Annotated in this window: 9 protein-coding genes; 3 read left to right on the top strand and 6 right to left on the bottom strand. The window is 62.1% G+C overall.

Going from position 1 to position 14,403, the window contains the following annotated elements; genetic code table 11:
- Window positions 1-17 precede the first annotated feature (17 nt).
- Entirely contained in the window at window positions 18-1,526 is a 1,509-nt protein-coding gene (locus ACHPFG_RS14865; RefSeq protein WP_431703375.1) for an amino acid ABC transporter permease/ATP-binding protein, read from the top strand.
- 74 nt (window positions 1,527-1,600) lie between these two features.
- Here the strand turns inward: ACHPFG_RS14865 and ACHPFG_RS14860 are convergent, their stop codons facing one another.
- From ACHPFG_RS14860 to ACHPFG_RS14840, 5 genes are all read right to left on the bottom strand, one after another.
- Complete coding sequence (locus ACHPFG_RS14860) at window positions 1,601-2,680, bottom strand: GlxA family transcriptional regulator (RefSeq protein ID WP_131696180.1); 1,080 nt, start codon at window positions 2,678-2,680, stop codon at window positions 1,601-1,603.
- On the bottom strand, window positions 2,677-4,086 hold the full coding sequence (gene gabP / locus ACHPFG_RS14855) for a GABA permease (RefSeq protein WP_131696179.1): 1,410 nt from the start codon (window positions 4,084-4,086) through the stop codon (window positions 2,677-2,679). The genes ACHPFG_RS14860 and gabP overlap by 4 nt, the downstream gene beginning before the upstream one ends.
- Before the next feature lie 202 nt (window positions 4,087-4,288).
- Window positions 4,289-5,674, bottom strand: coding sequence for an efflux transporter outer membrane subunit (locus tag ACHPFG_RS14850; protein WP_431703374.1), 1,386 nt, complete (start codon window positions 5,672-5,674; stop codon window positions 4,289-4,291).
- Window positions 5,671-8,784 carry an efflux RND transporter permease subunit gene (locus tag ACHPFG_RS14845; RefSeq protein ID WP_431703373.1) on the bottom strand — a complete coding sequence of 1,038 codons (3,114 nt, stop codon included), beginning with the start codon at window positions 8,782-8,784 and terminating at the stop codon, window positions 5,671-5,673. The genes ACHPFG_RS14850 and ACHPFG_RS14845 overlap by 4 nt, the downstream gene beginning before the upstream one ends.
- Window positions 8,785-8,786: 2 nt before the next feature.
- On the bottom strand, window positions 8,787-9,956 hold the full coding sequence (locus ACHPFG_RS14840) for an efflux RND transporter periplasmic adaptor subunit (protein WP_259242634.1): 1,170 nt from the start codon (window positions 9,954-9,956) through the stop codon (window positions 8,787-8,789).
- A 147-nt stretch (window positions 9,957-10,103) separates the two neighbouring features.
- Between ACHPFG_RS14840 and baeS the strand changes: the two genes are divergently transcribed.
- Together baeS and ACHPFG_RS14830 are read left to right on the top strand one after the other, a co-directional pair.
- Window positions 10,104-11,489 (top strand): sensor histidine kinase efflux regulator BaeS, encoded by a 1,386-nt coding sequence (gene baeS, locus ACHPFG_RS14835; protein WP_431703371.1) that lies wholly within the window; start codon window positions 10,104-10,106, stop codon window positions 11,487-11,489.
- 3 nt (window positions 11,490-11,492) lie between these two features.
- Window positions 11,493-12,188: a response regulator gene (locus tag ACHPFG_RS14830; RefSeq protein ID WP_431703369.1), complete on the top strand. Its 696-nt coding sequence runs from the start codon at window positions 11,493-11,495 to the stop codon at window positions 12,186-12,188.
- 47 nt (window positions 12,189-12,235) lie between these two features.
- Here ACHPFG_RS14830 and treS read toward each other — a convergent pair whose 3' ends face one another.
- The gene (gene treS / locus ACHPFG_RS14825; RefSeq protein WP_431703367.1) at window positions 12,236-14,299 is read right to left on the bottom strand and encodes a maltose alpha-D-glucosyltransferase; all 2,064 of its coding nucleotides are present in this window, start codon (window positions 14,297-14,299) and stop codon (window positions 12,236-12,238) included.
- Window positions 14,300-14,403: the final 104 nt, after the last annotated feature.

Here is a 14,403-nt window from a genome sequence, read left to right as displayed (position 1 = left end):
AGCAGTTGGAGGTACACATGCAATTTGAATGGCCTTACTTTTTTTCTCTGTTTTCGCTCTCGGACTTCTGGAAAGCCTGCATTACGGTGGTGGAGCTCAGCACGCTGGCCTGGTTCATCGGCATGCTGCTGGGCTTCCTGCTGGCTTCGGCCAAGCTTTCGGCCACGCGTTGGATCAGCGTGCCGGCGTCGATTTATATCTGGTTCTTTCGCAGCGTGCCGCTGCTGGTATTGGTCGTGTTCGTCTATAACCTGCCGCAGATGTTCCCGGTCACCCGTGGGATTCTGTCCAACCCGTTCTATTCCGGCCTGTTGGCCCTGGTGGTCACCGAAGCAGCCTATATGGCGGAAATCCACCGTGGCGGCTTGATATCCGTGGCCAAAGGACAAAAAGAGGCCGGCCGCGCGCTGGGCATCGGCCTGCTCGGTTTACAGCGTCTGATCGTGATCCCACAGGCGTTCCGCATTTCCCTGCCGACGCTGATCAACGAATACATCACCGTGGTGAAACTGACCTCGCTGGTCTCGGTGATTTCCTTGACCGAACTGTTGACCGTGGGCCAGCGCCTTTACGCGCAAAACTTCCTGGTCATGGAAACCCTCTCGGCTGTGGCGGTGTATTACGTGCTGATCGTGACCGTGCTCGGCTGGCTGTTTCATTGGCTGGAGCACCACCTGGAACTCAACAACCGCACACCCCAAACGCTGGATGACATCAGCGTGGGGCGTCTACGCGCGTCACGGGCGACGCCCCCTTCGACAAGCGCTGGTAAAGCGCCTGGGCCTGGCTCCGCACCCGCCCTGCAACTGGTCAACATTCACAAGCGCTACGGCCAGCATGCTGTGCTCAAGGGCATCAACCTTGATGTAAATGTGGGTCAGGTGATTTCCATCATCGGCCCCTCGGGCTCGGGAAAAACCTCGCTGATTCGCACCGTCAACGCCCTGGAAAGCATCGACCAGGGCGAGATCATTCTGTTCGGCGAAAGCTATATCCACGCCGGTGACAACACCAACACGCAACAAGTACGCCGTGGGGTACAGCACATCGGCATGGTGTTCCAGAGCTTCAACCTGTTTCCTCATCGCACGATTCTCGACAACGTTACCCTCGCGCCGCGCTATCACGGCCGCGACCAACTCATCAGCGAACAGCGCGCCTACGCCCTGCTGGACAAGGTCGGACTGCTGGCTCACGCACAAAAATATCCGCATCAGTTGTCTGGGGGACAGCAACAACGCGTGGCAATCGCCCGCGCATTGGCCATGGACCCGCACATCATGCTGTTTGATGAGCCGACGTCAGCCCTTGACCCGGAACTGGTGGGCGACGTGCTCAAGGTCATCGGCGACCTGGCAAAAGAAGGCATGACCATGCTGATCGTGACACACGAGATGGACTTCGCCCTGTCCATTTCCGACCGGGTGATTTTCATGGAAGACGGCCTGGTTGCGCTGGATGCGGAGCCTGGGATGATTCGTGCCGATCAGTGTGGCGAGAGAATCAAGGCCTTCATGCGGGTTTAAACCCGGCGTGAGTGGGGCCTGAAACTCGAAACGCAAGCGTCGCTGATCAGCGCTCACACCCACTCACTGTGCTCTCAGCTCCGTGCCTTGAGCCGGACACTGGCAAACGTCGATTCCCCCCGCGCCTGCTCCAAGGCACTCATCGGCATCGGCATCGGTACGGCGCGAATCATCGGCTTCAGAATGACGGCTCGCTCTCCTGCCGTCACCAGGCGCTCGTCACTGGGCGGCACACCAAAGTACTCGCGGTAGCATTTGGAGAAGTGCGGTGTGGACACAAACCCGCAGAGCAAGGCCAGCTCCACGATCGAAATGGGGGTTTGCTTGAGCAACTGGCGCGCGCGGATCAGCCGCAACCGCAGGTAGTAGCGCGAGGGTGAACAGTGCAGGTACTTCTGGAACATTCGCTCAAGCTGACGCCGTGACAGGGCCACATACTCCGCCAGTTCATCCAGGTTGATCGGTTCTTCCAGGTTGGCCTCCATCAGCGCGACGATTTCCTGCAGCTTCGGTTGCTGGGTGCCGAGCATGTGCTTGAGCGGCACGCGCTGATGGTCTTGCTCATTGCGCATGCGCTCGTACACGAACATGTCCGAAATCGCCGCCGACAGCTCGTGCCCATGCTCACGCCCAATCAGGTGCAACATCATATCCATGGGCGCGGTGCCGCCCGAGCTGGTCAGGCGATCGCGGTCGAGGGTAAACACGCTGGCGCTGAGGCTCACCCGTGGAAAGGCTTCCTGCATGGCCGCCAGCCATTCCCAATGCACACTGCATTCAAACCCGTCGAGCAACCCCGCCCGGGCCAATACCCAACTGCCGGTACAAATACCACCCAGACGCTTCGAATAACGTGCCTGGGTACGCAACCACTTCATCAACTCGTCGGTCACCGTGCCTTGAATGCCCGTACCGCCGCACACCAGCACGATATCGGCGCAAGGCGCACTGCCTATCGAACAGTCAGGTGTGATGGGCATGCCATCGCTCGCCCAAACGGGATTACCGTCGGTGCTGGCCGTCTGCCAAGAGTAGAGTTCCTGGCCTGCTAGCTGGTTGGCCATGCGCAGCGGCTCTACGGCAGACGCCAGTGAGATCAGGGTGAACTGGTCCAGCAACACAAACACCAGGCGGGTCACCGGCCGAGCGTTCATGGCTGCGAGGCGACCGGCATCGGCTTGCGCTCAGGTTCGGGTTGGCGTGCAGTCAGGACGCCGACCAAGGAAATCAGCAAGGCCAGGATGATCGTCGAAGACACCTCGAAGCGATGCTCGGGGGTCAACAGCATCACCGCCAATGCGCAACAGATGAAGACAATGACCACCCAGGTCAGCCAGGGAAACAGCCACATCTTGAACGTCAGCGTGACATTGCGGCGCTGCAGGACCTTGCGCATGCGCAGCTGCGAAACGGCGATCACCAGGTACACCAGCAAGGCGATGGCCCCCGAACTGGCCAGCAGAAACTGGAACAGCCCGGCCGGCATGAAGTAACTGAGCAAGGTCACACCGGCACCGAGGACCGTGCTGGCGATCACGGCGGCCCTTGGCACACTCGCCGCCGAGGTCTTTTTCATCAGCGCTGGCGCGTCCCCGCGCTTGCCCAGGGAATACAGCATGCGCGAAGCAATGTAGATGGACGAGTTCATGCAACTGGCCACGGCGATCAACACCACCACGTCCACCAGTAACTTGGCGTGGGGAATGTTCATCAGTTCCAGGGCACGTTGATAAGAGCCTACCGACGCCAACAGCGGGTCGTTCCAGGGCACCACGGAAATCACCACAAAGATCGACAACACGTAAAACACGCCGATACGCCACATCACCGAACGCGTGGCCCGGGCGATATTCTGCGCCGGGTTGCTGGACTCGGCTGCCGCAATGGTGACGGCTTCCGTGCCAATAAAGCTGAACATGATGGTAATGAAAGCCCCGACCACCGCAGACAGGCCGTTAGGTGCGAAACCACCGTGTTCTTCCATCAAGCGACTCAAGCCGCTGGCCTCCCGCTCGGGAATCCAGCCCATCAACACTGCGCCTCCCAGGCCGATAAAACCGATGATCGCCACGACCTTGGCCATGGCAAACCAGAACTCGAATTCGCCGTACTTGGAGACGCTGAACAAATTGGTGACCACCAACAAAAAGATCGACAACAAGGCAAACAGCCAAGCGTCGATCTGGGGGAACCACTGGTTGAGGATATGCCCGGCGGCCAAGGCTTCGATGGGAATCACCAGCACCCAGAACCACCAGTACAACCAGCCGATCGTAAACCCGGCCCAGCGGCCGATGGCCTGGTCGGCGTAGGTCGAGAATGAGCCGGTGTCCGGATTGGCCACCGCCATCTCCCCCAGCATGCGCATGACCAGCACGACCAACAGGCCGGAAAACAGATACGCCAGCATCACCGCCGGCCCCGCCGCCGCAATGGCGTGCCCGGACCCGACAAACAACCCCGCGCCGATAATGCCTGCGATGGAGAGCATGGTGACATGGCGCGGCTTGAAGCCCTGCGCCAACTGGCCGTTTGAATCCTTGGAACTCAGGCTATTCATCGTTGTTTTTATTCTCTGTGATCGACGTTAAGACGTACTGACTGGAGGGTCAGGCGATCATCGTTTCTTAATGACGAGTCACAGTACGCGGCATCCCTGCCGCGAAAACAGCCTGATAACGGCACTCAGTCGCCTGATATCGACATCGAGACAGGCTGCTTAGCCGCATCGCAGAGCCTCGCTAACCACAGCACACCTGGGACTACTGCCACCCTCCCCCCATCACCTTATACAAACTCACCCGATTACTCTGCTCTGCCAGGCGCAGGGTGATCAGGTCCTGCTGGGCGCTGTACAGCGAGCGCTGGGAGTCCAGGGCTTCGAGGTAGCTTTGCGAGCCGGCGCGGTAGAGCGCGTCGGACAGGTCGTAGCTCTTCTGGCTCGCCTCGGTCAGCGCTTGCTGGGCGGTGAGACGCTGGTCCAGGGTGCTGCGCACGGCCAGGGCATCGGCGACTTCCTTGAACGCGGTTTGCAGGGTTTGCTGGTAGGTCTGCACCTGGATCTCTTTCTCGACTTTGGCGGCATCCAGGGTCGCGCGGTTACTGCCGGCATCGAAGATCGGCACGCTGATGCTCGGGGCGAAGGTCCAGGCGCCGCTGCCGGCCTTGAACAGGCTGGACAGTGACGAACTGGCGGAGCCCGCATTCGCGGTGAGGCTGATGCTAGGGAAAAACGCCGCACGGGCCGCGCCAATGTCAATATTCGCGGACTTGAGGCTGTGTTCCGCCGCGAGAACATCGGGGCGTCGCTGCAACAGGCTCGACGGCAGTTCGGCCGGCACCTGCACCAACGCCGCCGCCGATTGCAGGTGGGCGTCGGGCAGCAAGGCGTCTGGGATGTCGCTGCCAACCAGCAGGCGCAAGGCGTTGCGGTCCTGGAGAATCTGGCTCTGATACTCGGCCACATCGACCCGCGCCGACTCGACGGTGGTCTGCGCCTGGGCCACGGCCAACGCCGTCGAACCACCCAGGGCGTGGCTGCGCTGGGTCAATTCGTAGGTGGATTGCTGGCTGGCCAGGGTCTCCTCGGCCAGTTGCAGGTGCTCGTTGTCGGCGGCCAGGGTCAGCCAGGCGGTGGCCACTTCGGCCACCAGGCTGATTTGCGTACTGCGCCGGGTTTCGGTCAGCGCCAGGTAGTCTTCCAGCGCTTCGTCCTGCAGGTTCTGCACGCGGCCGAACACGTCGACTTCATAGCTGCTCAGCCCCAGTTGCGCACTGTAGTCGTGGCTGGTGACGGCCGTGCCGCTGCTGGACAGCGAACCCGGCGTGCGGCTATGGGTACCGCTGACACTGGCGTCGATGGTCGGGAACGCCGCGGCGCGCTGGATGCGGTATTGCGCCTGGGCCTTCTCGATATTCAGGCTGGCCAGGCGCAGGTCGCGGTTATTGGCCAGGGCCAGGGTTTGCAGGTGTGCCAAGCGGCGGTCAGTAAAGAATTGCTGCCACTGGATGTCGGCCGGCACCTCACCCTGCACACCCGCTTGCCATTCGCCAGGCACCGGAGCCTCGGGCTGCTGATAGTGAGGCGCCAGGTTGACGCAGCCACTCAGGACCAATGCGGCCACTAATGGGCAGAGAAAGCGAATCATGCGTCACCTTTTTCGACAATGGGCGCCGTGCTGACACGGCCAAATCGGCGGCGGATCAACACAAAAAACAGCGGTACAAAGAAGATCCCCAGCACCGTGGCGCTGAACATGCCGCCCAGCACGCCGGTACCGATGGCCCGACGCCCGGCGGAACCTGCGCCACTGCTCACGGCCAGGGGCAGCACGCCGAACATGAAGGCCAGGGAGGTCATCAGGATCGGCCGCAAGCGCTGGCGCACGGCGATCAGCGTCGCCTCGCGCAGGCTGTTGCCCTGCTCTTGCAGGTGCTTGGCAAACTCAACGATCAGGATCGCGTTCTTCGCCGCCAGCCCTACGGTGCTCAGCAGGCCGACCTGGAAGTACACGTCATTGCTCAACCCGGTCAATCGCGTGGCCAACACCGCGCCGACGATGCCCAGCGGCACAACCAGAATCACCGAGAATGGCACCGACCAACTCTCGTACAGTGCGGCCAGGCACAGGAACACAAACAGGATGGACACCGCATACAGCAAAGGCGCCTGAGACCCGGACAGACGCAACTGGTAGGACTGGCCGGTCCATTCGTAGCCGATGCCATCGGGCAGTTGCCGAGCAATCGCCTCCACCGCGTCCATCGCAGCGCCGGAGCTCACGCCGGGCGCCGGGTCGCCGACCACTTCCAGGGAGGATGTGCCGTTGTAGCGCTCCAGCAAAGGCGAGCCATAGCTCCAGGCACTGCTGGCAAATGACGAAAACGGCACCATTTCATCGTTGCTGTTACGCACGAACCAGTGATCCAGATCCGCCGCTTGCATGCGGGTGCTGGCCTCGCCCTGCACGTAAACCTTCTTCACGCGGCCCTGGTTGAGGAAGTCGTTCACATACGTACCGCCCAACGCCGTGGACAAGGTGCTGTTGATGTCGCTGGTGCTCAGGCTCAAGGCCCCCGCCTTGCGGTCATCGATGCTGATTTTGAGTTGCGGTGCGTCGTCCAGGCCATTGCTGCGCACGCCCAGCAGGCGCGGGTCTTGCCTGGCCAGCGCGATAAACTGCTCGCGCGCCGCCACCAGCGCATCGTGGCCAAGACCGGCGAGGTCCTTGAGCTGCAAATCAAACCCTGAACTCTGGCCCAGGCCTCGCACGGCGGGCGGTTGCATCACGAACACATCGGCATCGCCAATGCTTGCCAGGGCCAACGTGGCGCGTTGGGCAATCGTGGCGGCATCGTCTGAGCGCTCACTCCAGTCCTTCAAGCGAATAAACGCACGCGCGGTGTTCTGGCTGTTGCCGCCCATACCCAAGCCGCTGATGCTGATCATCGCCTCGACTTCCGGCTGCTTGAGCATGTACTGCTCGAACTGGTGCAACACCGCCTGGGTACGGCTGTCGGTGGCCCCCACTGGCAGCTGGATTTGCGCCATGAGAATGCCCTGATCCTCATCCGGCAGAAACGAGGTGGGCAAGCTGGCGTAGCCCGCAGCCATGGCTGCGGCGATCAGCGCGTACACCACCAGGCTGCGCCGTGAGCGTTGCAGGACAGCGCCGACCAACGCTTCATACGCGCTGGAGCAACGGTCAAAAGAACGGTTGAACCAGCCGAAAAAACCCCGTTGAACTGCGTGCCCCGGCTTGAGCAACGTGGCGCACAGTGCCGGCGTGAGGGTCATCGCGACCACCACCGAAAGCACCATGGCCGAGACGATGGTCACCGAAAACTGCCGATAGATAATCCCGGTGGAACCCCCAAAAAACGCCATGGGAATAAACACCGCACTCAACACCAGGGCGATGCCGACCAGTGCACTGGTGATTTCATCCATCGATTGCCGCGTGGCCGCCAGGGCCGACAAGCCCTGCTCGGCCATCACCCGTTCGACGTTTTCCACCACCACGATCGCATCGTCGACCAGCAACCCAATGGCCAGGACCATGGCAAACATGGTCAGGGTATTGATCGAGTACCCGAACAACGCCAACACACCCAACGTGCCCAGCAGGACCACCGGCACAGTGATCGCCGGGATCAGCGTGGCCCGCAGGTTTTGCAGGAACAGGAACATGATCAGCACCACCAGCACGATGGCCTCGCCCAGGGACTTGACCACTTCCTCAATGGACAGGCTCACAAAGGGCGTGGTGTCGTAGGCGATCACGTTCTTCAATTGCATTTCAGTGGGGTAAAACGGCGCCAGCTCCTTGAGCTTGGCCTTCACTGCCTCGCCCACGTCCAGCGCATTGGCGCCTGCCGCCAGTTGCACGCCCATGGCGGCGGCCGGCTTGCCATTGAGGGCCGAGTTGATGTCATAGCTCTCGCTGCCCAACTCTACGGTCGCCACGTCGCCGAGCAGCACTACCGCGCCGTCGCTGCTGGATTTGACCACCACATTGCGGAACGCTTCGGCCGTTTGCAGTTTGCTGCGCGCGCTGATGGTGGCATTGAGTTGCTGGCCCTTCACCGCCGGCAATGCGCCGAGCTGGCCGGCTGACACTTCGGTGTTTTGCGCCTCCAGCGCGGCGCTCACATCCGACGGCATCAGCGCGTATTTTTCCAGCAGCGCCGGGTTCAGCCAGATGCGCATGGCGTAGCCCGAACCGAGGGTCTGTACTTCCCCCACCCCATCGATACGGCTGATGGAATCGAGCAAGGTGCTGGAGATGTAGTCACCGATCTGGGTGCCGGTGACACTGGGATTATCCGAGGCCAGGGCGGCAATCATCAAAAAGTCCGAGCCGCCCTTGGTCACGGTCAGGCCTTCGCTCTGCACCGACTGCGGCAAGCGCGACTCGGCCTGTTGCAGCTTGTTCTGCACCTGCATCTGCGCCACATCCGGGTCGGTGCCGGCGCCAAAGGTCAGGCTGATACTGGCACTGCCCGCCGAACTGCTGGAGGCCGACATGTAGGTCAGGTTGTCCAGGCCTTTCATTTGCTGCTCGATGACCTGGGTCACCGAGTCCTCGACGGTCTTGGCCGAAGCGCCGGTGTAGGTGGCGGAAATACGCACGGTGGGCGGCGCGATGTCCGGGTACTGTTCCAGCGGCAACTGGCTGATGGATAACGCGCCGCCGAGCATGATCACGATGGCGATGACCCAGGCGAAAATCGGTCGATCAATAAAGAAACGTGCCATGTTCAACCCTCCTGCGCCAGGGCGCCGGCATCTGCGGCCTGGGTCTGGACCACGGCGCCGATGCGGACTTTTTGCCCACCCTCGACGATCACCTGGTCACCGGCCTTCAAACCGGCGGTGACCCACCACTGGTTGCCCACGGCGCGGTCAACGGTGAGCACGCGTTGCTCGACCTTGCCGTCAACCACCAGCAACACCGAGGTCACGCCGCTGGCGCTGCGGCTCACGGCTTTTTGCGGGACCAGGATCGCCTGGTCATCGCGGGCCTGCTCTAACACGCCGCGCACGTACATGCCGGGCATCAGCAAATGCTCCGGGTTGTCGAACACTGCACGCAAGGTCACGGTGCCGGTGCCCTGGTTGACGCTCACCCCGCTGAACTTGAGACGGCCGTCGTGGTTGTAGGCGCTGCCGTCATCCAGCTTGAGGCTGATGCGGGCCTCGCCGTCTCCATTGGCCTGCAATACGCCACGGGCCAGGTCGCGCTTGAGGGCGAGCAACTCAGTGGTGGACTGGGTCACATCCACATAGATCGGGTCGAGTTGCTGCACAGTGGTCAGCGCGGTGTCCTGGTTGGCCACCACCAATGCACCGGGGGTGACCGTGGAGGTCTCAATGCGCCCGGCCACCGGCGAGCTGATGCGGGTGTAGGCCAGGTTGATGCGAGCGGTGTCGAGGTCGGCCTGGGCCACTTGAACATCAGCGGCAGCGGTCAGCAGGGTGGCCTGTGAGTCCTCGTTGGTTTGCTGGCTGATGGCGTCGATCTTCACCAATTGGGCATTACGCGCGGCGGTGGCCTGTGCCGACTTCAAGGTGGCGCGCGCCTTGGCCAGGCTCGCCTGCGCCTCAGCCAGCGCCGCCTTGTACGGTGCCGCATCCAGTTGGTACAGCGCCTGCCCGGCTTTCACCTCGGCGCCTTCGACAAACAGGCGCTGTTGCACGATACCGCCGACCTGCGGGCGAATCTCGGCGACCATAAAGGCCTGGGTACGCCCGGCCAGTTCAGTGGTCCGCACCTGGCTCTTGGGTTGCACGGTGATCACCGAGACTTTGGGGGTGGCGACGTCGGGCGCGGGGTCGCCAGCCGAGCAGCCGCCGAGCAGCACCAGAATGATGAAGGACATGAGAACCGCGGCGGTTACCAGGTATTTGGCGAAAAATTTAGTCGACATAGTTGCCTCTGCAAGACGGGGTGGTGCAAGCCTCACCCTCATGCTGAAAGGCAAATGTGCAGGAAAATTGAAGATTGCCGGCCTGGGTTGAATCTTTCGTCCGTGGGGGCCTAAATGGACGCGTCCCTTTGGTTACGGCCCCCATTCATGAAGTTGAGTATCTCCACCAAGTTGTTTGTCGCGGTGCTGGCCGGTGTGTTGCTGGTCATCCTGAGCATGGGCCTGGCCACCAGTTGGAGTTTTGGTCGCGGGTTCCTGGGCTTTATCAATGAGCAGGCAATGGAGCGCATGGCCCAGGTGGTGCCGCGCCTGGCCACGGCTTACCAACGTGAGGGCAACTGGGACTTTCTGCGCAATCGGCCGGATCGCTGGTTTGACGTCATGCGGCCTGACCCGGATGCCGCGCGTGCGTCGGATGATTTCCGCCCGCCGCTGGCCTCGGACTTGACCGGTGCACTGTTTCGCATCGCCCTCCTCGATAAAGACAAGAAACGCGTCACCGGCTACCCGGCCATTGGCGAGGATGCGCTGATACAGCCCGTGGTGGTGAACAGCGAAACCGTCGGCTGGCTGGCCGTCACGCCGTTCCAGAGCGTGACGGAAGCCGGTGGCGAACGCTTCCAGCAGTACCAACTGCGCACCAGCCTGGTGATGGGCGTGTTCTCGTTGCTGCTGGCGATGCTGATAGCCTGGTGGATCGCCCGCACGCTGCTGGAGCCGGTCAAGCGCGTGGCCGCCGCCACCCACCGTCTGGCCAGCGGCGACTACGGCAGCCGCGTGGCCGTGGCCTCCGACGACGAAGTCGGCCAATTGTCCCGCGACTTCAACCAATTGGCCTACACCCTGGAGCGCAACGAAAAAATGCGCCGGGAGTTCATGGCTGATGTCTCCCACGAACTGCGCACGCCGCTGTCGGTGCTGCGCGGCGAACTGGAGGCGATCGAGGACGGTGTGCGCAGCCTTGACCAAAGCTCAATGAAGTCGCTGCAAGGCGAAGTCAGCATGCTCAGCAAGCTAGTGGATGACCTGTATGAACTGTCGCTGGCGGACGTGGGCGCCCTGACCTACCGCAAGGCCCCATGTCGGCTGAACGATTTGCTCGAAAACAGCCTGGCGATGTACCGGGAGCGCTTCACCGCCCGCCAGTTGCAGATCGACCTGGAGCTGCCGCGCCAGCCCGTGGAGCTGCTGGCGGATGCCAGTCGCTTGCAGCAATTGTTTTCCAACCTGCTGGAAAATGCCGTGCGCTACACCGACGTCAACGGCACGTTGCGCATCAGTGTCGGTGTCGACCGCGACACGGTGCGTATCGACTTTCTCGACTCCGGGCCGGGCGTGTCCGCCAGCCAGTTGCCACGCTTGTTCGAGCGGTTCTACCGCCGCGAGTCATCGCGCAACCGCGAGCATGGCGGCGCGGGCCTGGGCCTGGCAATCTGCCGTAGCATCGCCAACGCCCACGATGGCAGCCTGGTTGCCGACCACTCGCCCTACGGCGGCCTGTGGCTGATCCTGCGCCTGCCCCGGAGCCTGTGAACCATGAACGATGAACAGCCGATCCTGATCGTCGAAGACGAACCCAAGCTCGCGGCCCTGATGCGGGACTACCTCGAGGCGGCCGGCTACACCACCCTGAGCCTGGACAATGGCCTGCATGTGGTGCCCGCCGTGCACGCCCACGAACCCAGATTGGTCCTGCTCGACCTGATGCTGCCCGGCCGTGACGGCATGCAGCTGTGCCAGGACCTGCGTGGTTTCAGCGCGGTGCCGATCATCATGATCACCGCCCGCGTCGAAGAAGTGGACCGCCTGCTTGGCCTGGAACTCGGCGCCGACGATTACATCTGCAAGCCCTTCAGCCCCCGTGAAGTGGTGGCCCGGGTCAAGGCAATCCTGCGCCGCAGCCCGCAGTTGCTGGACACCAGCGCGCCACGCCTGCAGATCGACGAGGCCCGCTACCAGGCCTCGCTGGACGGCATCACGCTGGACCTCACGCCTCTGGAGTTGCGCCTGCTCAACACCTTTGCCCGCGCCGCCGGCCGCGTATTTTCCCGCGACCAATTACTGGATCACATCTACTCCGACCACCGCGTGGTGACCGACCGCACGGTGGACAGCCATATCCGCAATCTGCGGCGCAAGCTGGAACAGGTGTGCCCGAGGGAAACGCCGATTGAGTCGTTGTATGGGGTGGGGTATCGGTTTCAGTTGGCTGAAAAGCAGCCACATGCCTGAAAAGACCCCCTCCCACATTGGGTTCTTCGGTATTTGGAGGATTGGGGTTACATCGGCGTGCTGCCGATAACCCGCAGCGCCAACCCCTCGTACGCATCCAGAGTAATGGTGAACTCACCCTCTGCAGTCAGGTCCCCTTCTACCCGTTCGTTGATGATGTCCACCACCATCCCCGCCGCGATGTCCGGCAGGTGCAGGGTCTCGGTGATTGGCGTGGCGCCGAAGTTCAGCGCGGTGATTTGCGTGCCCTTGTTGGCCGGCAGTTCGTGGACCATGATCAACAGCCCAGGGTTCTGTACGTCTGGCACCAGTATCTGGCGGCTGGCGGCGATGTCGTAGGCACGGCGCACGGCGAGGATTTTTTGCAGTTGCGAGGCAAACGATTCCGGGTCCTGCAACTGACTGTTGAGGCTGCCGTAGAGGCTTTTCGAACGCGGCATCTGGCCGGCCGACAATTCTGCGTCCGGGTTCAGGTCCACCAGGTCGTAGGCACCGCGATGAATCCAGCGGGTGTCGCCATCCTGCATCAAGTGCGCAACCTCATCGGCCGCCAGCGGCAGCGCGCCTACCAGGTCCCAGCCGGACAAGGCGAACACCCCCGGCTGCATGGCGTTGTACATCACCAGCAGCAAGTGGATCTGGCGAATCTGTTGAATGTCCGCAGCACTGATCGCCTCCAGGTCGCGAATGCCCAGCGCCGCCGTGATGATGCTGGCGGTGGTGCAGGACACCCCATTGGTCACGAACTTAAGGTTATACGGCGCGTGCTCGCCGGCCAGGCGCTCGTACATCTGCTCGCGGATATGCTCGCGCAGGATATTGCCGGGGAACGTCTGGCCCTGATACAGGAAGGTGTCGTGGGCATGCAGCGTCCAGAAGTGCACCAGCTCCAGGGTCAGCTCATCGTGGTTCTGCAACGCATGGATCAGCGAACCGGGGTCGATGCCCTGGCGATGCATTTCGCGCAGCATCAGGCGCAGGAATTCGGCATCGCCCATCAACAGCGCGTGCTGGTACGCCGGACGGGTGATGAAGTCATAGGACAGGTCGGCACCGCCATGGGACATCGACGCAATGTCATCCACCGTGAGGTTCAACTCCTGGAAGCTGAAACCGCCCGCTTTGCGAATCGCCCCGCCCAGCAACTGGTTGCCGGTAATCGACAGCGGATGGCTCTCGGACCAGGCCGTGCCATCGAGGGTGCGTTCCACGCCGAGGAAACCATTGGCGTCCAGGCGCAGGATTTTCGCGCCCATCACGTCAATGGCGTGCAAGGCGTCGCCGATGATCATCTGCTGCGCGGCGAAGGTCGGATCGAGCCAGTTCAGCGAGGGCTGGCCTTCCTTGAAGTAGTGCAGGTACACCCAGCGGCGCGGCTTGCCATCCACGCCGATGACCACGGGCGTAGTGCTCCAGTCGGTTTCCTTGACGCCGGGCTCGAAGAAAATCACCCGCTGCAACTGGCCGACAATATAGTGCTTGTCGCGCAGGGCATCGACTTGCAGCGGGCTGAGGTTCTGCGCGTCGCGGCCCTCGGCTACATCGGGCAGCAACGGCCAGTCTTCCTCGCGGATCTCCACCATGTGGTAAAGGCCGGGATAATCCTCGTAGGCCATCTCCGCCAGGCGAAAGTCCGCGCCCTTGCCGGTGTGGGACGGAATCACGTCGTCGATGATCACCGCGTTGTGCGCCGCCGCCATGCGCGTCAACGCCTGCAACTGCGCCTCGGTGCCCAACTGCGGGTCGATCTCGAAGCTGATGCGGTCGAAATTGCCGTCAATGGTTGGCGTGTGCTGGTTGCCGGTGAGGCCACCGGATTTTTTCAGCGGGCCGTTATGAATGCCCTGGATGCCGATCTTCGACAGCGCGTGCCACAGCGTCTCGTCCCCCAGCGCCTCCAGCACCGTACCGCCCTCGCGCGTCACAATCGACGCCGGGTAGGCGGTAAACCACACCGACGACAAAGCCGAAGCATCACGCGGCCGGGTCTGCGCATACGGCTGTTGCCACAACCGGCCCTGGCCCGAATAGAGCTTGGCGCGCTGGCGTGCTGCGTACAGCATCGATTGTTCCACCAGCCAGTTCACATGGTTGTTTTCAGCCGCGGTCATAAGCTTGGTACCTGTCGTCGTTAAACATTACTCGTGAACATATGAGGGTTCGGCGGGCCATTCGTTGCATTGCAATGTGGCTTGCCTGAACGGGGGCTCGGGCG

The organism is Pseudomonas sp. BR20, from assembly GCF_050780135.1.
Classification (GTDB): domain Bacteria; phylum Pseudomonadota; class Gammaproteobacteria; order Pseudomonadales; family Pseudomonadaceae; genus Aquipseudomonas.
The sequence above is the reverse complement of the archived record's forward strand: the minus strand, read 5'-3'. Positions and strand labels throughout refer to the sequence as shown.